Below are 18684 nucleotides of genomic sequence, written 5' to 3'. Positions count from 1 at the left end.
AGGAAGGACGTCCCATGACCTCCACCACGACCGAACTCATCGTCGCGGCATGGCCGGACTCTGAGCCGCGACTGCTGCGGTCGTCGCCTGAGAGCGCCTATCTGCCCCTCGATGACGCCGATGCACTGATGGAGCAGGTCGACCTGTCGGGGCTGCTGGGCCGCGGCGGCGCCGCCTTCCCCCTCGGCACCAAGCTGCACACGGTGCGCGACGCCGGTCGCGCAGGCTCCGAGACGGTCGTGGTCGCCAACGGCGAAGAGGGCGAGCCCGCCTCGGTCAAGGACCGATGGCTGCTGCGCAACAGGCCGCATCTGGTGCTCGACGGGCTCCGGTTGGCCACCGCAATGGTCGGCGCGTCGCGCGCGTACGTGTACGTCTCCGATTCGCAGTCGGCCACCGCGGTGACATCGGCGCTGGGTGAGCTGAAGCCAGAGGCGTTCGGCGCGACCCGCGTCAGTGTTGTGACCGTCGAACCGACCTATGTGGCTGGCGAGGAGACGGCCGCGGTGCGTCGCATCAACGGCGGCCCTGCGAAGCCCACCGACAAACCGCCTCGTCCGTTCGAGGAAGGGGTGCTGGGCCTGCCGACGATGGTCAGCAATGTCGAGACGCTGGCCAACCTGCCGTACATCCACCAGCACGGCGCGCAGGCGTTCCGCGCCGTTGGGACGCCGATGTCGCCTGGCACGTTCCTGGCCACCATCACCGGCGGCGGGCGACCCGCAACGCTGTACGAGATTCCGCACGGCGCAGCATTTTCCGACCTGCTGGACGTGCACGGCCTGCCTGCCGAGTCGGTCCGCGGAGCCTTGATGGGCGGCTACTTCGCGGGCCTGCTCAACACCGACATCCTCGAGGCGACACTCGACCACGAGACGATCCGCCGACTCGGCAGCGGCCTTGGCTGCGGCGCGATCTCGATCCTGACCGACGACTGCCCCGTCGCCGTCGCCGCCTCCGTGATGTCGTACTTCGACCGTGAGAACGCCGGGCAGTGCGGATCGTGCTTCAACGGCACCGCGGCGATGGCCGCTGTCACATCGGCGCTGCGCGACGGCGTGGCAACAGATGAGGATTTGGCCCGCCTCGAGCGATGGTCGGTGGTGCTGCGCGGGCGCGGCGCATGCGGCACCCTCGACGGCGCCACCAACGTCGCGGCGAGCCTGCTGCGGCAGTTCCCGCAACTGGTTTCCCAACACCTCGCCAACGACTGTGCGACCTGCCGCACTGCAGTCTTCGAAGCCGTACGACCCTACGAAGTGGAGGCGGTGCCTCAATCATGAGTGACGGCTTGCGGATTCGGCTCGACCGAACACTCTGTGACGGCTTCGGCGTCTGCGCCAAGCATGCGCCGGAGTACTTCTCGCTCGACGACTGGGGCTACGCATCGCTGATCGGCGACGGCACCGTGCCCGCGGCGGACCGCGACGCGGTGATGCGGGCGTTGCTCGACTGCCCTGTGCACGCGATCATCTACATGGGCGAACACCGGCCATCTGGCGACAGGGCGGCCCAGCACGAAGCACACGAGTCGCCCGAGCCCGCGCCGAAAACCGAGGACAGCGAGGCGATCTCGGAGTTCGTCCGGTGACAAGACCACTGCCCGAGCTGACGTTGGCGAACGAGTTCTTCTGGACCGCGGGCGGTGACGGTGTGCTCCGCATCCAGGAATGTCGCGACTGCGACGCATTGATCCATCCGCCGCAGCCGGTATGCAGGTACTGCCGCAGCCGCAACATGGGTGTGCGCGATGTATCGGGCAAGGCGACGCTCAGCGCCTTTACCGTCAACCATCGATTCGGCTTCCCCGACCTGCCGCCGCCGTACGTCGTCGCACAGGTCGCCATCGTCGAAGACCCGCGAGTTCGGTTGACCACCAACATTGTTGACTGCGAGCCCGATCAGCTGACGCTCGGCCAGGCCGTTGAAGTCACGTTCGAGAAGCTCACCGACAACGCCGGCGCCGTCTGGTTGCCGTTGTTCCGGCCAGCGACCGCGGCCGAGACCGGCCCGCAGGCCGTCGACGAGATCGCGCCACAGGATTTCGGCAAGCACGTCGCGCCGATGCTGACCAAGAAGAAGTTCGAAGACGCCGCGGCTATCACCGGCGTCGGGATGTCGAGGCTGGGCAGGCGGCAGATGGTGCCGCCGCTGTCGTTGACCATCGACGCCTGCGAACAAGCCGTTGCCGATGCGGGTTTGACGTTCGACGACATCGACGGGCTCTCTACCTATCCCGGGCTCGACATCGCAGGCATGGGCGAGGGCGGGGTCAGCGCATTGGAAGGTGCGCTCGGGCTGCGTCCGACATGGATCAACGGCGGCATGGACACCTTCGGGCCCGGCGGGTCGGTGATCGCCGCGGTGATGGCCGTCGCGACGGGCATGGCCCGGCACGTGTTGTGCTTCCGCACGCTGTGGGAGGCCACATTCCAGCAGCTGATGAAGGAAGGCAGGATGTCCCCGCCCGGGGGCGCCCGCACCTCCAGCTGGCAGATGCCGTTCGGCGCCACGTCGGCGGCTCACACGTTGGCGCTCAACGCCCAACGCCACTTCGCGCGGTACGGCACGACCAAGGAAACGCTCGGCTGGATCGCGTTGAACCAGCGCGCGAATGCCGCGCTGAATCCCACGGCCATCTACCGCGACCCGATGACCATGGACGATTACCTCAACGCGCGCCCGATCACGACGCCGTTCGGGCTCTACGACTGCGATGTCCCGTGCGACGGTGCGATCGCGGTGATCGTGTCGGCGGTCGACGTCGCCAAAGACATGCCCAAAAAACCGGTGCTGTTCGAAGCCGTCGGCACCCAGATCGTCGAACGCACGGACTGGGACCAGACCACGCTGACCCACGAACCACAGGTGCTCGGGCAGGCCGCCCATCTCTGGACGCGAACCTCGTTGCAGCCCAAGGACGTCGATGTCGCCGAGCTCTATGACGGCTTCACGTTCAACTGTCTGTCATGGCTGGAGGCGCTCGGCTTCTGCGGCATCGGCGAGTCGAAAGACTTCCTCGACGGCGGCGCGGCCATCGCCCGCGACGGCGTGATACCGCTCAACACGCACGGCGGTCAGCTGTCGCACGGCCGCACCCACGGCATGGGCCTGATCCACGAAGCCGTCACCCAACTCCGCGGGGAAGCGGGTGAGCGTCAGGTGAAGGACGCGCGGGTCGCGGTGGTCAGCAGCGGGGGGCTCACCCCGAGCGGAGCGATCCTGTTGAGGACCGACACATGACAGGGCCCAATGTCGCCGCCGAAGCGGCTCCCCGCCCGCGCGTTGTCCTCGTCGACGGCGTGCCGATGTCGGGCCTGGTCGCACTCGCCGACGAGCCGAAGGCCGTCGTCGTCGCCTTCCACGGAGGGGCAAGCACCGCAGCATATTTCGACTGCCCCGGCCATCCGGACTTGTCACTGCTGCGCACCGGCGTCGCCAACGGGTACACGATGATGGCGCTCGACCGGCCGGGCTACGGTGCGTCGGCACCCTACCCCGATGCCATGGCGCATCCGGAACAACGGGTGGCGCTCACATACGGCGCGATCGACAAGGTGCTTGGCGCGAACCCTCGCGGGGTCGGACTGGTTCTGCTCGGCCACTCGGCCGGGTGCGAGCTCGCAGTGCGACTGGCCAGCGATGACAGGGCCGAGGACGCCGGTGTCATCGGACTCGAATTGGCAGGCACCGGTGTGGAATACCACCCGGATACGGCGGAGATCCTGAAGACCGCTACTGCGACGCAACGCCCCAAGGGGCTGCGCGACATCTTGTGGCAGCCCGCGCATTTGTATCCGGACGACGTGTTGTCCGGCATGACGAACTCGACGTCCGGCGCCCTCTACGAGGTCGACATGACGCAACGCTGGCCACGGCAGTACTTTCCCGAGCTCGCGGCGCGCATAGCCGTGCCAGTGCAGTTCACCGTCGCCGAACACGAGCGGGTGTGGCAGTCGGATGCCGAGACGCTGGCCCACATCGAGACCATGTTCAGCTTGTCGCCACGATTCACGATCAACGAACAAGCCGGCACCGGTCACAACCTGTCGCTATCGCTGCGCGCCGACGCGTATCACGCGAAGGTGCTGTCGTTCGTCGGGGAATGCGTTGCCGCGCAACAGGGCACATCGAAAGAACGGGAGGCGGGCTGATGCGCGTCGGATTCATCGGACTGGGCAGTCAGGGCGGCCCCATGGCGCGGCGGATCGTCGAGGGCGGCTTCGAGACCACGCTGTGGGCGCGGCGGGAGGCGAGCCTCGAACCGTACGCGGACACCGCCGCGAAGACCGCGGGCTCCCCTGCCGAACTCGCCGCCGCCAGCGACCTCGTCTGCCTGTGCGTCGTCGGCGACGACGATGTCCGCGAGGTGCTGTACGGCGACACGGGGGTGTTGGCAGGCTTGGCCTCCGGTGGAATCGTCGCGATCCACAGCACGGTACACCCCGACACCTGTAGGGAGATCGCAGAAAAGGCGGCAGCTCAAGGGGTTTCGGTGATCGACGCGCCGGTGAGCGGCGGCGGGCCTGCGGTCGAGGAGGGCAAGCTGCTGGTCATGATCGGCGGCGAAGAGGACGTGGTCGAGCGCTGCAAGCCGGTGTTCGCCACCTATGCCGACCCCATCGTGCATCTCGGCCCGCTCGGCAGCGGCCAGGTCACCAAGATCCTGAACAACCTGTTGTTCAGCGCCAACCTCGGCACTGCGATCACCACACTCGAACTGGGCGACGCCCTTGGCATTCCGCGCGACAAGCTGTGCGAGGTCCTCAATCGCGGGTCCGCCGTGAGCAAGGCGCTCGGCAGCATCGCGGTGTTCGGCGGAACGCTGGACGGCCTGGCACCGATCGCCGGCGGGCTGCTGCAGAAGGATGTCCGGCACGCCGCGAGCCTCGCCGCCGCCGCCTCCGCGCCAGAGGGTGCGGTGTTCGATGCCGCCGACGCCGCCTTGAAGTCGATGGATCACCCGCGATGAGGCCTTGCGCGAAGAGCAGAGCACACCGATGAGTCGGGTCGGTTTCGTCGGGGCGGGCCGCATGGGTGCGCCCATGGTGCGGCGTCTCGTCGAGGCAGGCCACGACGTGCGCGCACTCGGCAGATCCGTCGAGAAGCGCCGCGCCGTCAGTGAACTCGGCGCGCGGCCGGTCACCGATCTCGCGGACATCGGAGCTGAGGCCGACGTCGTCATCATCTGCGTCTTCACCGACGAGCAGGTTCAGCAGGTCTGTTTGGAGAGCGTGCTGATGTCGACGATGCAGTCCGGTGCCTCGATCGTCATTCACACCACCGGGAGCCCCCGCACCGCGGAGGCGATCGCCGCCGAAGCGGCAGGCCATGACATCGGCGTTGTCGACGCGCCGGTCAGCGGCGGCCCCCACGACATCGCGGCGGGGCAGGTGACGTTGTTCGTCGGCGGCGCCGATGACGTCGTCGAGCAGGTGCGGCCGGTGCTGGCCGGCTACGGCGACCCGATCCTGCACGTCGGCCCCGTCGGCGCCGGCCAGGGCGTCAAGCTCATCAACAACACGCTGTTCGCGGCGCAGATCGGGTTGCTGCACGAGGCGGTGCGGCTGGGAAAGCATCTGGGCGTCGACGAGAAGCAACTGCTCGACGCGATCGGTCATGGCAGCGCTGCAAGCCGGGTCGCGGACATTGTCGGGGCCCGCGGTTCGGTGCACGCGTTCATCGACATGGTCGGCGAGTTCGTCGGCAAGGATGTCGCCGTCGTGCGCAAGGTCGCGGCCGAACTCGGCGGCGATCTCGGCGTCCTCGACGACGCCATTAACGCCGGATCCAAGGTATCTGGACAACGAAACTGTTAGCGTTACAGTTAGAGCGTATCTCGTAACGCTTCCGGCATCAGCCCGCCGCGAAGGAGGAGTTCATGACCAAGCCGAAACTCAAGTTCAATCCGGTAGCGCAGGAGTACTTCGAAAATCCGTATGAGATCTACAAGCGGATGCGGGACGAGGCACCCATCTACTACGACGAGGAAGAGGACTTCTACGCGCTGACGCGGCACGCGGACGTGGCTGCGGCGCTGAAGGACTACGAGTCGTTCTCGTCATCACGCGGCTGCGATCTCGGGATGGTGCGGACCGGCGAGGTCCCCCAGCGGTCGATCATCTTCATGGATCCGCCCGACCACCGGCACATGCGCAGCCTGCTCAACAAGGCGTTCACGCCGCGGGCCATCCAGTCGCAGCGCGATACCGTCGTCGAACTCGTCGAGCACTACCTGTCCAAGGTCGATCCCGAGAACTTCGATGTCGTGCAGGACTTCTCCGGCCCGTTCCCCGTCGAGGTCATCACCCGGATGGCGGGCGTGCCGGAGGACTTCCGGCAGCAGGTCCGGCATTGGATCGACACCAGCCTGGAACGCGAACCCGGCCAGATCGAGCTGTCCGAGAAGAACATGCAGGCCAACATCGACTCGGCGATGTACTACTACAGCCTGGTGCAGGAGCGGCGGGAAAGCCCGCAGGACGACATGATCAGCCGCCTGATCGCCGCAGAGATCCCCGACGACGAAGGCAACTTGCGCAAGCTCGACGACATCGAGATCACCGGCTTCACCACACTGTTGGGCGGGGCGGGCGCCGAGACCGTCACCAAGTTGGTCGGCAGCGCAGTCGTCGAGTTCGCCCGGCACCCCGAGCAGTGGCAGATGCTGCTCGACGACCGAAGCAAGGTCCCCGACGCGGTCGAGGAGTTGCTGCGCTACGTCGGCCCGGTGCAGTACAACGTGCGCTACACGCTGAAGGAAGCCCATCTACCAAGCGGCACAGTGCCCGCGCACAAACCGGTGTTCCTGATGAAGGCCGCGGCCAACCGCGACCCGCGCGCGTTCGACAACGCTGAGACGTTCGACATCACGCGCGATAAGGCTCAGTCGCAGAACCTCGGCCTCGGCTACGGCATCCACAGCTGTCTCGGCGCGGCGCTAGCCCGCCTGGAGACGACGATCGCACTCGAGCACCTGCTCGACTTCATGCCGCGCTATGAGGTGAATTTTGCTGGGCTGCAACGGGTGACGATGCAGAACGTCGCCGGTTACCGCAACGTGCCGGTGAGGGTACTGAAATGACGCAAAAGGTAGTGGTCGATTTCGGCCTGTGCGAGAGCAACGGGGTGTGCATGGGCATCATCCCCGAGGTATTCGAGCTGGACGACCAGGATTTCCTGCACATCCTGCAGGAAGAAGTGACGCCGCAGAACGAACACCAGATTCGCGAAGCGGTCCGGCAGTGCCCGCGACAGGCCATCTCGATCTCAGACGAGTAACCAACTACAAACCAACCACCGCGAGCGTGCGTGTCTGCACACGACACGCCGCCAAAAATTGGCATTTTGCGCACGCTCGCGCCAGACGAGCGTTCAGTCACAGCCCCGCGACGATGACTCCGTTGCAGTCGGCGGCGGCCTGCCGCAGCTTGGCCGCCTCCTGGTAGGCATCCGAGTTGTACCACTCGCGGGCCGCTTCGACGGATTCGAACTCCAGCACGACGGTCTGCGTGCCGTGCCATTCGCCCTCCAGCACTTCGGGTTTCGTGTCGAATGACAGCAGAGTCGAGCCGGCCATCGCCTTGCTCGCCAGCTTGCCGTACTCGGCCATCCCTGCCGGATCCTTGACGTCTTCGGTGATGATGATGTAACCCTTTGGCACTGAATCTCCTTGGCTAATCGTTGATTTCGCTGATGGCTTGCTCTGGACAGTTCACGATGGCCTCCTGCGCCGCACCCTCGAGGCCGGCGGGCACTTCGGACGGGTCGGCGACGGCATACCCGTCGTCGGTCATCTGGAACACATCCGGGCACAGCGTCAGGCACATGCCGTGGCCGCGGCAGCGATCCTCGTCGACCTTTACTTTCATGCGAGATCAAACTCCAAATGCAACTCAGTCAGTCCACGCAGTATGTACGTCGGAATGTATTGGTAGCGGCGGTCGGAGGCCGGACCGTGATGGGCCTCGCTGATCCGAATATCGCTGGTGCGGTCCAGCAGTCGCTCCAGCCCGACCCGGGTTTCCGCGCGCGCCAGCGGGGCACCGGGGCAGCTGTGAATGCCGCGCCCGAACGCCAGATGCTGACGCGCGTTCTTACGTTCGGCATCGAAGCTGTCGGGATCCTCGAAGCGACGCGGGTCCCGGTTGGCCGCCCCGTTGATCACCATCACCGTGCACCCCGCAGCGAGGGCCTGATCGCCGACTGTTGTTGGGACACGCGACAATCGGAAGTCGCCCTTCACCGGGCTCTCGATACGCAGGCACTCTTCGATGAAGTTCGGCAGCAGACTGCGATCCTCGCGCAGCTTGCGCTGAATATCGGGCCGATCGCCGATCACCTTCAACGCCGTGCCGAGCAATCGCACGGTCGTCTCCTGCCCTGCGGAGAAAACGTTGGTCGCGACGCGCACGACGTCCCCGACTTCTGGCACCGATCCGTCGGGGAAGTTCGCGGTCGCCAACCCCGTCAGCACATCGTCGCGAGGCTCCGCGCGACGGTCTTCGACGTAGGTCGCAAAGATGTCGTACAAGTACTCCAGCGGCGTCTTGTTCAGCGACTTCTCGGCGTTGCCGAGCCCACCGCCGTGGGTGCCGCGCGCGAGGCGCTCGATCAGCTCGCCGCGGTCCTCTTCAGGCACCCCGAGCAGGTCGGCGATGACGCGCAACGTGAATGGGCCGGCGAAGCCATTGATGAATTCGCCTTCACCGGGCGCCAGAAAGGAGTCGAGCATGTCGTCGGCGATCTGCCACATCGCGTCCTCGTTCTCCTTGAGGCGCTTCGGGGTGATCAGCCGCATCAGCAGTGCGCGATGGTTGGTGTGGGTCGGCGGATCGAGTGTCGGCAGCTGGTCGCTGAACGGGATCTCGTCGCGATGCTGCTCGATCAACTCGGTGACATCGTCGCCTTCGAGCGGCACGGGGAAGCCGGGGAACGGCCCGGTCACCGAGACACAGGACGAGAACGTCTGTTCATCGTTGTAGACGTCGACGGCTTCCTGCCAGCCCGTCACCATCGTCACGCCGTAATGGTCTTCACGGCTGACCGGGCACTTGTTGCGAAGCGCCTCGTAGAACGGGTACGGGTCATCCGTCAGACGGCTGTCCCGGAAGAAGTCGACCGAGGTCAGGTCTTCCGCCATGCTTGCTCCGTTTCAACGATCTCATCAGGCGAGAACGTGATTCTCATCTGCGGGTATTAGATTTCCATAGTGGCTCGTCGTCGTCAACGACGGGGTCCTACCAGGCCTTACTGAATCGGCTCGTCCCCGAGAACGGTGGTGCGCAGCATCTCGCGCTGCGAATCCGGCGCGTAGGGCGCAGCCCGGTGCAGGACGCCGCGGTTGTCCCAGATGACGGTGTCGCCGACGGACCAGGTGTGGCTGTAGAGCTTCTCCGCACTGGTGGCGCGATCCAATAGGTCCGCGAGCAGCGCCGCGCTTTCATCGGGCTCCATGCCGACGACGTGGTCGGCCGACGCCCCCAGCACCAGCGACTTGCGACCGCTGCGATGCGTCCACACCAGCGGGTGCTCATGCGTCGGACGGGCCCGCCACCGCGCCAACTCCTGCGGACTGGGATCGGGATTGACCCGCCGCTGCGAGGCTTCGAGTGAATGCACGACGCGAAGCGATGCGACCCGTTGCCTGTCGTGAGCGCTCAACTCGTCGTACGCGACATACGTACTGGCGAACTCGGTCTCGCCACCGCGTTCGGCGACCTGGACCGCGGACAACACCGTCGCCTTCTGCGGGAACTCGTCTTTCATCGGAGTACAGCCGTCGATGTGCCAATCGAACGTCGCACGTAGGTAGGACGCCGACGCGTTCTTCGACTTGTCCAGGGTGATCGGATAGATGCCAGCGACGGGGTGGTGTCCATCCGAGGAGTGGTCGATCTCGCCGAGCCGACGGCAAAACGCCACCTGCGCTTCCGGATTCAGCCCCAGCCGAGGGAAGACCAGCACGCCGTTTTCTTCCAGCGCATCGAGCACAGCGGCCCCGAGCAGCTCATCGTCTGCCAACCGGTCGGAGTCGACACCCAGCACCTCGGCGCCGACCGACTCGGTCAGCTTGTTGATGGTCAGCAGGCTCATGGCACCGGCTCCCCAATCCGATCGATGACCGCATCAGCGGAGTCGGTCGGTTTCTGTTGGCCGAACACCTCGACGGCCATCGACACCATGATCATCGAGTAGACCAGGTGCAGCAGGTTCAGCGCATCGTCGGGCACATCGTCGAGCGGGAACTTGTCGCAGTAGTCGATCGCCTCTTCAAATCGAGGAGTGAAGGCGTCGTAGAACTCGCGAATCTCGGGCATCGGCGTGGAGAGCCGGGCCGCCCACCGCTCGGGTTCGGTTGGCAGACACCACTTGTCAGCAAACCGTTCGAACTCCGCGAAGGCACTGGGAAGTCGCTTGTCGGACACGCTCACACCTCCACCGGGCTGCGCTCGCGCTGATATTGCTCGACCCAGTCCACGGCCACCTTGTGCAAGTGGCGCACCAGGATCTCCTGGTCGCTGAGCGGGAAGTCATTGATGACGTCGTACTCCAGCGCCGCCTGCGTGCCGCCCAACATGCCGGCGTCCTGTAATGCGAACTCCTTGAGCACTACCGATGCGACCTCGTGTTCGACCCGTTCGCGGACCGTACGGGCCGGATGAAAAGCGTTGTACGCCTCGAATTTATGGGTGTTGTGCGACGTCGGCCAATACCGGTACAGCAGATACCAACCGTGGTAAATCAGGATCTCGAGGTTCGGGAAAATCTGGAAATTGGTGATGCCCCACGGCTCGATCCCGCCCGGATTCAGGCCGGCGGACTGGTGCGTCTCCGGCGTCCGCCACGGCCCAACCAGCCCGCTACGCGTCACCCGCTCGACCGGGTACATGAACTCCGGATCCAGCAGCCACCTGCGGGTGCCTGCCGTCGACACCAACCGGTGCGGACCGTCGATCTGAAAGTGTCCACACTCGAACGTCGCGTTGGGCTGCCGCACCGCGGTGGGCACTTGCTGCGAGTGCAGGGACGGCACGTGGTAGTACTCCTGGAAGGCATCGGCGAAGATCTTCCAGTTGCTGTTGTTATGGGCGACGAAATCGTAACGCTCCGTCATCATTTCGAATGGATAGTCGTCGAGCGCGGTGATCATCGGGCCGAGAAACTCGCGAAGACTCCGTCGCGGTTCAGGGTCGAAGTTGATGAAGATGAAGCCATTCCAGATATCGCAGTTGATCGGCCGCAGTCCGTACTGCTCGGTGTCGAGGTCGAAGAACTCGCCGGGCTGCTGGACGAACGTCAACGCGCCTTCGAGATCGTAGCGCCAACCGTGGTACTTGCAGGTGAACTGACGGCAGGAGCCCTTGACCTCCTCATTCGGAAAGTCGTTCCACACCAACTTGTTTCCGCGATGACGGCAGACGTTATAGAACGCACGAATCGTCTGGTCTCCACCCTTTTTATGCGCCCTGACGACGATGACTGATGTCTTGGCCGCGTCGATCTGCTTGGTGAGATAGCTGCCCACGCGCGGAAGCTCCTCCACCCGAGCGACATTCAGCCAGGCGCGTTTGAAGATGGCTTCCCGTTCCAGTTCATAGAATTCCGGCGATGTCGAGTCTCGAAACGAGATCGGACCGGTTCCGAGCTCGGGATAGTGTTCGGTCCAGCTGCCCTCGGCCGGTTTAGGCCAGCGCCCCATCGCGTCCTCCTCTCACAACACCGCTCCGCCGTTGACCCCCAGGACCTGCCCGGTGATGAAGCCCGCTTCGTCTGAACACAGAAATCCGACCGCAGCGGCGATGTCGTCGCCGGTACCGAGGTGACCGAGCGGGACGCTGGCCGCCATCTGTTCGTTGGAAGGAAGATGGCCGTCGGCCTGCCCTCGGTGCTGCATCGGCGTCTCGATCGCGGACGGCGGAATGTTGTTGACCGTGATGCCCAGTGGACCGTATTCGCGGGCAAGCGATTTGGTCAGGGACAACAGCGCCCCCTTGGAGGCGGCGTAGTGCGCCATCTTCGGGGACCCGCGCTGGGCGCTCGACGACGAGATCATCACGATGCGACCCCAGCCCGCCTCGACCATGTCCGGCACCGCGACCTGACAACAGTGGAAAGTGCCGGTCAGGTTCACCGCGATCAGGCGGTTCCACGACTCGGGGGTGATCTCGGTGAAAGGAGCGAAATCAAACAGGCCGGCACTGGTCACGAGGATGTGAACAGGACCGAGCTCCGTCCGCACCTTGGCGAACGCCTCTTCGACCGCGGCGCGGTCACTGACGTCGGCGGTCACGGCCAATGCGGTCACGCCGTCGGCTCGCAACTCTTCGGAAACACGTTGTGCCCCTTGGCCGTCGATGTCCATCACCGCGACCTTGTGCCCGCGCCTTCCGAGCTCATGGCAGGTCGCTTCCCCCATGCCGGAAGCGCCTCCGGTCACCACCGCGACTCTCATATTCCGCTTTCTAGTAGTCGTAGGTCAGCCGCACCGTAGGGCTGGTCGGTAGGGCCTGACAGGTGAGCACGTATCCGTCGGCGACCTCGTCGTCTTCGAGTGCGTCGTTGTTGACCATTCGGGCGCTGCCCTCGGTGATGCGGGCCATGCACGTGCCGCAGGAGCCGGTTTCGCAGGAATACGGCGCCTGCAGCCCCGCGGACCGCGCGGTTTGCAACAGCGTGTCACCAGCGCGGTAAGCCGCGGCCGTCTTGCGGCGCTCGAGTTCGATGACCACCTCTTCGGTGCGCACCGCGGTGTCCTCACTCATCGACCACAACATTATCAAGTACTTGTCATTAATATCAACTACTTGCTACATCCGGACCGATGTGGTCGGTGTGCAATTTGTGCCCGGTGCCCTGTTCGATCACCCGGCCCAGCAGCTCCTTGAGCTTTTCCTGCTCCTCGTTACTGAGGACACCGAAGACCCTGTCGTTGGCGGCGATCGCATCGCTGACCACGGCCTCGGCCACCTTGCGTCCCTGATCCGTCAGAAATGCCTGCAATATCCGGCCGTGCTGCGGATCCTGTTTACGCTCGACCAGCCCGCGGCGCTCCAGCTCCTTGAGTGCCAGTTGCACCCCCTGCGGACTGATGAGCAGACGACGCGCGAGCTCGGCTCCCGACAGGCCGGGCTCGGTGGCCAGTTGGCGCAGCATGCCGATCTGCGCGGTGCTGACGCCGTGCTCACTGACCGAATCGTTCACCGTTGTCAGCGAGAAATACCACGCCTGCTTGAGCAACCAGAGAATGTTGTCCCGTTGTTCCACGCTCGCCTCCTCGGGTCAGCGTTTGTAGATCTGGCCGTTCTTCATCACGAACCGCACGTCGAGTGTGGTCGCGATGTCGCGCGACGGATCGCCAGGCACCGCGATGATGTCGGCCAGATATCCCGGTGCGAGACGGCCCAATTCGTCGTCCGCTTCGACCAGCTCGGCGCTGGTCACCGTCGCGGCCCGGATCGCCTCCATCGGGGTCATCCCCCGGTCCACCAGGGCGCACAATTCTCTGGCGTTCTGTCCGTGCGGAATCGCGGGCGCATCGGTGCCGCAGGCGATTCGCACGCCTGCAGCAATCGCCTTGGGCAGCATGGCCTGTGCCCGCGGGAAGACTTCTTCGGCCTTCTTGCGCAGCTCTGGCGCGATGCGGTCGACGGCCATCGCCTCGGTGAGGTACGTGGTCGAAACCAGGAACGTGCCGGTGTCCGCCATCATCTGAATCGTCTCGTCGCTGGCGAGGAAACCGTGCTCGATGCAGTCGATTCCAGCCCGAATACACGCGCGAATGGAGCTGTCCCCCACCGCATGTGCGGCCACCCGCACGCCTGCCCGGTGCGCCTCGTCCGCGATCGCCGCGAATTCCTCGTCCGAATACTGCTGGGCGCCTGGAGCGGTGCTGTGCGACATCACGCCGCCCGATGCGGACACTTTGATCAGCTTGGCGCCGTGCCGAACCTGATAGCGCACACACGCCCGGACGTCGTCGACACCGTTGGCGATGCCCTCGGCGACGGACAACGGCATGATCCCCGGCGCAAGTCGCTGGAACACCGTCGGGTCGAGGTGCCCGCCGTACGGTGTGACGGCATGGCCCGCTGGATAGATGCGCGGCCCGATGTGCCAGCCCTGGTCGATCGCGCGCTGCAGTGCAACGTCGAGCAGATAGCCACCGGTCTTCACCATCAGCCCGAGATTGCGCACAGTCGTGAAGCCGGCTTCGAGGGTGGTCCGCGCGTTCACCGCGCCGCGCAACGTTCGATATGCGGGGTCGTCCTGGACTCCGTGCATGGGACTCGGTAGCCCCTCCGGTCCGCCGGGGCCGCCGATGAGCAGGTTGAGTTCCATGTCCATCAGCCCCGGCAGCAGCGTCACGTCGCCGAGATCGACATCCGTCGAATCAGCTGGCAGCTCAGCGGGATTGATCGCCTGGATCCGATCGCCGTCGACCACCACCGCAGCGGGTGAAAGCACTTCGCCCGCGTCGACGTCGGCCCACCGGGCGGCGTGCAGAACGGTGCTGTTGGGTCGCTCGGACAAGCCTCGCTCCGTCGTCACGGGACCGGTTCTGACACGCAGTCCATCGCGGTAGCGCCGGAGTCGGGCACGCGAGGCTGCTTCCAGCACTCGACGGGGAACGACACCATGATCATCGAGTACAGCAGATGCATCAGGTTGAGGACGTCGTCGGGCATGTCGTCGAGCGGGAACTTGTCGCAGTACGAGATCGCCTCCTCTGCACGGGGGGTGATCGCGTCGTAGAAGGCCTGCATCTCGGCCATCGAACTGGCCATCCGCTTCGCAAAACGCTTGGGCTCGGAATCAAGACACCAATCGGAAAAGCGCTCCAGATCGGCGAATTCGCTGGGCAGCAGTGCGGTCATCGCGTTCACACTCCCGCTGTCTTGCGCTGATAGTCGTCCACCCAGGCGGCGGTCTCCTTGTGCAGGTGCCGAATGAGGATCTCCTGGTCGCACAATGGAAACTCGTCGATGACTTGGGACTCGACCATCGTCTGGGTGGCCTCCAGAGTATTCGCGTCCTGCAGCGAGTATTCCTTGAACGAGACCGCCGCCAATTCCTGAGCGATGCGTTCCCTCGGCGTGCGCGGTTGCGGGAAATACGCTGTGCCCTCGAATATGTGGCTGTTGTGCGAGGTGGGCCAGTAGTGATACGTCAGGTACCAGCCTTGGCCCCATATCAAAATCGTGAAATTAGGGAACAGCTGGAACGAGTCAAGGCCCCACGGATCACATTTCGCCGGATTGAGACCCGCAGGCATCTCGCCCAAATCGGGCTTGTCCCACGGTCCGAACAGCCCGCTCTGGCAGATGTCCTCCATCGGCTTGCGCATGTCGGGATCCATCTCCCAGGCCCGGACACCCGAGGTGCTGACCAACCGGTGCGGGCCGTCGAGGCGGTAGTGCGGCGCCTCGAAACCCGCTTCCGCGGCGGCCTTCGAGTAGGCGGTCGGTGACTGGTTCGCATGCAGAACCGGCGCGTGATAGAACTCCTGGAACGCGTCCATATAGAGCTTCCAGTTCGCCTTCACCTCGGAGCGGTAATAGAACCGCGACGTCATCTTGTCGAACGGATAACCCTCTAGCCCAGTGATCATCGGTCCGAGGAAGTCGCGCAAGCTCTGTTCGGGTTCCGGCGCGAAGTTGACGAAGATGAAGCCCTCCCACACGTCGCAGTGCACCGGCACCAACCCGTACCGACTCTTGTCGAGGTCGAAGAACTCTCCCTCCTGCTGTACGAACGTGAGGTTGCCATCCAAGTCATAGCGCCAGGCGTGGTACTTGCAGGTGAACTGGCGACACACGCCGCTGGTCTCCTCGAGGGGCATGTCGTTCCACACCAGCTTGTTGCCGCGGTGCCTGCAGATGTTGTGGTAGGCCTTGATCTCACCGGATCCGGTGCGCACCAAGATGATTGACGTATTGACGACCTTCATTTCCTTGGTGAAGTAACTGCCCTTGCGCGGAAGTTGTTCAACGCGACCAACATTGAGCCAGGCGCGCTTGAACACTGCCTTTCGTTCCACCTCGTAGAACTCAGGGCTGATGGAATCCTCATAGGACACTGGGCCCGTCCCCAGCTGCGGGTAGTGCTCCGTCCAGCTGCCCTCGGGCGGTTTCGGGAAACGAGCCATCGCCTTCTCCTGATCCACGCGGTCCACTCGGTAGGGCCGACGGTATATGCTCCAGACAACAATCACAAGTAGTTGATATTGCCGTTGTGTCGTTCGGAAGGAGACGGTCGAGTGCGCCAAGACGAGCTGTTCATCGGCGGAAATTGGGCAAAGCCGAGCACCGACCGCCGCATCGAGGTGATCTCCCCGCACTCCGAAGAACCGGTGGCACAGGTCGCGGCCGCTAGCCCCCATGACGTGGACACGGCGGTGCAGGCCGCGCGGGTCGCATTCGATACGGGCTCGTGGCCTCGGCAGACACCCGCCGAGCGCGTAGACGCCGTGCGCCGGCTTGCCAAGGTGTACGGCGAACGGGGGTCCGAGATGGCCGAGGTGATCACCTCGGAGGTCGGTGCTCCGATCAGCTTCTCGCAGCGGGCCCAGGTGGGACTGCCCGCGATGATGATGAGTGCGTTCTGCGATGTGGCCGAGTCCTATCCGTGGCGGGAGGCGCGGCCGGGAAGGTACGGCGCCGACATCCACATCCATCGCGAGCCGGTCGGCGTCGTTGCCGCGATCGTGCCCTGGAACATGCCGCAGTTCCTGATCACCACCAAGCTGATTCCCGCGCTGTTGGCCGGGTGCACCGTCGTTGTAAAACCCGCACCGGAGTCACCGCTGAACGCGCTGCTGCTGGCTGAGATGATCGCCGAGATCGGGTTGCCGCAGGGCGTCGTCAGTGTGCTGCCAGGTGACGCCGCCGTCGGCGATTACCTGGTGAAACACGCTGGTGTGGACAAGGTTTCGTTCACCGGTTCGACGGCCGCAGGTAAGGCCGTCGCAGCCGCATGCTCGACCGACCTGCGCCGCGTCAGCCTGGAACTCGGCGGCAAGTCCGCTGCGATCGTGCTCGCGGACGCCGATCCGGGCGCCGTCGCCACCGGCGTGCGGTCGGCGAGCCTGTCGAACAGCGGCCAGATCTGCAATGCGCTGACCCGCATTCTGGTGCCGGCCGGTAGGGCCGACGAATTCACCGATGCACTGGCCGCCGAGATGACGTCGATGGTTATCGGCGACCCGGCGGACAGCGCGACGCAGGTGGGTCCGCTCGTCGCGCAGCGTCAGCAGCAGCGCGTGCGCGGCTACATCGAGAGCGGCCGACAGCAGGGCGCCCGCCTCGTCGTCGGCGGGTCCGAGATGCCCGACGGCCTTGACCGCGGATGGTATGTCAAGCCGACGCTGTTCGATGGTGCCGACAACTCAATGCGAATCGCTCGCGAGGAGATCTTCGGCCCGGTGCTGACCGTGATCCCCTACGCCGACGAGGAGGATGCGATCGCCATCGCCAACGACTCAGACTACGGTCTGGCCGGATCGGTGTGGACCGACGACACCGACCGTGGGCTCGCGATCGCCGCACGCATCCGCACCGGCACCTTCGGCGTCAACCACGGCTACACCATGGATCCGTTCGCTCCGTTCGGCGGCGTGAAGGCCAGCGGTTACGGACGCGAGCTGGGTCGTGAGGGCATCGACGGCTACACCGACACGAAATCCATTGCGGTGGCACCGCACTGACTACGGTGTGGTCAGCGGCTTCAACGCCTCGCCCACCGCGGTGATCACGCCGGGCGTATAGCGATGGGTCGGCAGATTGACGATGACGCCATCGATGCCGACATCGAGCACGCGGCGCTTGATCTCCTCGGCCACTTGCTCGGGTGTGCCGGAGACAGCGCGCCCTCCGCGGGCTTCGTCCATCGAACCATGGGATTCGAATCCGTCGACGATCACCGTGAGCAGGCAGCTCGTTTCCAGGGTTGCCGGATCGCGATCGGCCTCCGCGCATCGTTGCTCGAGCGCGCGTAGCTTGCCGGGAAGGTCGTCCATGGGCGCGATGATGTTGAGGTGGTCGGCGTACTGGGCGGCGAGCCGGAACGTCTTCTTCTCCCCGCTACCGCCGAGCATCACCGGAATGTGGTCACGGTAGCGCGGCTCGTTGATGGCGCTTTCGGTGTGATACCACTTGCCCGAAAAGCTGGGCCGCTCACCGTGAGTCATCGGAATGATGATCTGCAGTGCCTCTTCCAGCTTCTCGAAACGCTCTGTGAACGTGCTGAATTCGAAACCCAGCTGGTTGTGCTCAAGCTCAAACCACCCGGCGCCGATACCCAAGACCGCTCGCCCGCCGCTGATTACGTCCAGGGTCGTGATTTCCTTGGCCAACAGGGTCGGGTTGCGATAGGTGTTTCCGGTGACCAGCGTCGACAGCTGCACACGCTCGGTGGCGCTGGCCAGCGCGCCCAGCGTCGTGTAGGCCTCCAGCATCGGTTCGTCGGGCTCCCCGAGCGTCGGCAGCTGATAGAAGTGATCCATCACCAAAACCGTGTCGAATCCGGCAGCTTCGGCCTCAGCGGCTTGAGCCCGCACCGCGGGGAACAGCTCTGTGACGGGTGTTCCGTATGAGAAATTGGGGATCTGCAATCCAAGTCGAATAGTCACGCCTCACGGTGACGACTGCCGGGCAGGATTTATTCCCCGGCCCGAACCGGCTCTCG

22 protein-coding genes are annotated in these 18684 nt (G+C 64.8%); 9 read left to right on the top strand and 13 right to left on the bottom strand.

Going from position 1 to position 18684, the window contains the following annotated elements; translation table 11 throughout:
• Positions 1–14: 14 nt before the first annotated feature.
• The 8 genes from J3E61_RS26465 (at position 15) to J3E61_RS26430 (ending at position 7281) form a co-directional block, all read left to right on the top strand.
• Complete coding sequence (locus J3E61_RS26465) at positions 15–1283, top strand: hypothetical protein (protein ID WP_210085900.1); 1269 nt, start codon at positions 15–17, stop codon at positions 1281–1283.
• On the top strand, positions 1280–1591 hold the full coding sequence (locus J3E61_RS26460) for a ferredoxin (protein ID WP_210085899.1): 312 nt from the start codon (positions 1280–1282) through the stop codon (positions 1589–1591). Before J3E61_RS26465 ends, J3E61_RS26460 begins: the two co-directional genes overlap by 4 nt.
• Complete coding sequence (locus tag J3E61_RS26455; protein ID WP_210085898.1) at positions 1588–3243, top strand: OB-fold domain-containing protein; 1656 nt, start codon at positions 1588–1590, stop codon at positions 3241–3243. Before J3E61_RS26460 ends, J3E61_RS26455 begins: the two co-directional genes overlap by 4 nt.
• Positions 3240–4154, top strand: coding sequence for an alpha/beta fold hydrolase (locus J3E61_RS26450; RefSeq protein WP_210085897.1), 915 nt, complete (start codon positions 3240–3242; stop codon positions 4152–4154). The genes J3E61_RS26455 and J3E61_RS26450 overlap by 4 nt, the downstream gene beginning before the upstream one ends.
• Positions 4154–4972: an NAD-binding protein gene (locus tag J3E61_RS26445; protein ID WP_192723584.1), complete on the top strand. Its 819-nt coding sequence runs from the start codon at positions 4154–4156 to the stop codon at positions 4970–4972. Before J3E61_RS26450 ends, J3E61_RS26445 begins: the two co-directional genes overlap by 1 nt.
• A 4-nt stretch (positions 4973–4976) precedes the next feature.
• Complete coding sequence (locus tag J3E61_RS26440; protein ID WP_210085896.1) at positions 4977–5819, top strand: NAD(P)-dependent oxidoreductase; 843 nt, start codon at positions 4977–4979, stop codon at positions 5817–5819.
• Positions 5820–5881: 62 nt separating this feature from the next.
• Positions 5882–7084 (top strand): cytochrome P450, encoded by a 1203-nt coding sequence (locus J3E61_RS26435; protein WP_210085895.1) that lies wholly within the window; start codon positions 5882–5884, stop codon positions 7082–7084.
• Positions 7081–7281 (top strand): ferredoxin, encoded by a 201-nt coding sequence (locus tag J3E61_RS26430; RefSeq protein WP_192723587.1) that lies wholly within the window; start codon positions 7081–7083, stop codon positions 7279–7281. Before J3E61_RS26435 ends, J3E61_RS26430 begins: the two co-directional genes overlap by 4 nt.
• Positions 7282–7378: 97 nt before the next feature.
• On the opposite strand, the gene J3E61_RS26425 is transcribed toward J3E61_RS26430, so the two are convergent.
• From J3E61_RS26425 to J3E61_RS26370, 12 genes are all read right to left on the bottom strand, one after another.
• Positions 7379–7663, bottom strand: coding sequence for a DUF1330 domain-containing protein (locus tag J3E61_RS26425; protein WP_015308300.1), 285 nt, complete (start codon positions 7661–7663; stop codon positions 7379–7381).
• A 13-nt stretch (positions 7664–7676) separates the two neighbouring features.
• Entirely contained in the window at positions 7677–7871 is a 195-nt protein-coding gene (locus J3E61_RS26420; protein ID WP_210085894.1) for a ferredoxin, read from the bottom strand.
• Complete coding sequence (locus J3E61_RS26415) at positions 7868–9142, bottom strand: cytochrome P450 (protein WP_210085893.1); 1275 nt, start codon at positions 9140–9142, stop codon at positions 7868–7870. Before J3E61_RS26415 ends, J3E61_RS26420 begins: the two co-directional genes overlap by 4 nt.
• 107 nt (positions 9143–9249) lie before the next feature.
• A complete protein-coding gene (locus tag J3E61_RS26410) occupies positions 9250–10095 on the bottom strand; it encodes a TauD/TfdA family dioxygenase (RefSeq protein ID WP_210085892.1) in 846 nt (281 codons plus the stop codon).
• Complete coding sequence (locus J3E61_RS26405; protein ID WP_192723591.1) at positions 10092–10427, bottom strand: hypothetical protein; 336 nt, start codon at positions 10425–10427, stop codon at positions 10092–10094. Before J3E61_RS26405 ends, J3E61_RS26410 begins: the two co-directional genes overlap by 4 nt.
• 2 nt (positions 10428–10429) lie before the next feature.
• Positions 10430–11701, bottom strand: coding sequence for an aromatic ring-hydroxylating dioxygenase subunit alpha (locus J3E61_RS26400; protein WP_210085891.1), 1272 nt, complete (start codon positions 11699–11701; stop codon positions 10430–10432).
• Positions 11702–11713: 12 nt separating this feature from the next.
• Positions 11714–12454 carry a 3-oxoacyl-ACP reductase FabG gene (locus J3E61_RS26395; RefSeq protein WP_192723593.1) on the bottom strand — a complete coding sequence of 247 codons (741 nt, stop codon included), beginning with the start codon at positions 12452–12454 and terminating at the stop codon, positions 11714–11716.
• A gap of 10 nt (positions 12455–12464) precedes the next feature.
• Positions 12465–12764 (bottom strand): 2Fe-2S iron-sulfur cluster binding domain-containing protein, encoded by a 300-nt coding sequence (locus J3E61_RS26390; RefSeq protein ID WP_192723594.1) that lies wholly within the window; start codon positions 12762–12764, stop codon positions 12465–12467.
• A gap of 34 nt (positions 12765–12798) precedes the next feature.
• Positions 12799–13266, bottom strand: a complete 468-nt coding sequence (locus tag J3E61_RS26385) for a MarR family transcriptional regulator (protein ID WP_210085890.1) — start codon at positions 13264–13266, stop codon at positions 12799–12801.
• A gap of 15 nt (positions 13267–13281) precedes the next feature.
• On the bottom strand, positions 13282–14532 hold the full coding sequence (locus J3E61_RS26380) for an amidohydrolase family protein (protein WP_210085889.1): 1251 nt from the start codon (positions 14530–14532) through the stop codon (positions 13282–13284).
• Positions 14533–14546: 14 nt separating this feature from the next.
• Complete coding sequence (locus tag J3E61_RS26375) at positions 14547–14885, bottom strand: hypothetical protein (RefSeq protein ID WP_210085888.1); 339 nt, start codon at positions 14883–14885, stop codon at positions 14547–14549.
• Positions 14882–16147, bottom strand: coding sequence for a Rieske 2Fe-2S domain-containing protein (locus tag J3E61_RS26370; RefSeq protein ID WP_192723598.1), 1266 nt, complete (start codon positions 16145–16147; stop codon positions 14882–14884). Before J3E61_RS26370 ends, J3E61_RS26375 begins: the two co-directional genes overlap by 4 nt.
• Before the next feature lie 111 nt (positions 16148–16258).
• On the opposite strand from J3E61_RS26370, the gene J3E61_RS26365 reads away from it, so the two are divergent.
• Positions 16259–17704 (top strand): aldehyde dehydrogenase, encoded by a 1446-nt coding sequence (locus J3E61_RS26365; protein WP_210085887.1) that lies wholly within the window; start codon positions 16259–16261, stop codon positions 17702–17704.
• Here the strand turns inward: J3E61_RS26365 and J3E61_RS26360 are convergent, their stop codons facing one another.
• Positions 17705–18628 (bottom strand): LLM class F420-dependent oxidoreductase, encoded by a 924-nt coding sequence (locus J3E61_RS26360; protein ID WP_210085886.1) that lies wholly within the window; start codon positions 18626–18628, stop codon positions 17705–17707.
• Between the last annotated feature and the right edge of the window lie 56 nt (positions 18629–18684).

It is taken from the genome of Mycobacterium sp. OAE908, from assembly GCF_017872775.1.
GTDB lineage: Bacteria > Actinomycetota > Actinomycetes > Mycobacteriales > Mycobacteriaceae > Mycobacterium.
This window is presented reverse-complemented; position numbering and strand designations above follow the sequence as displayed.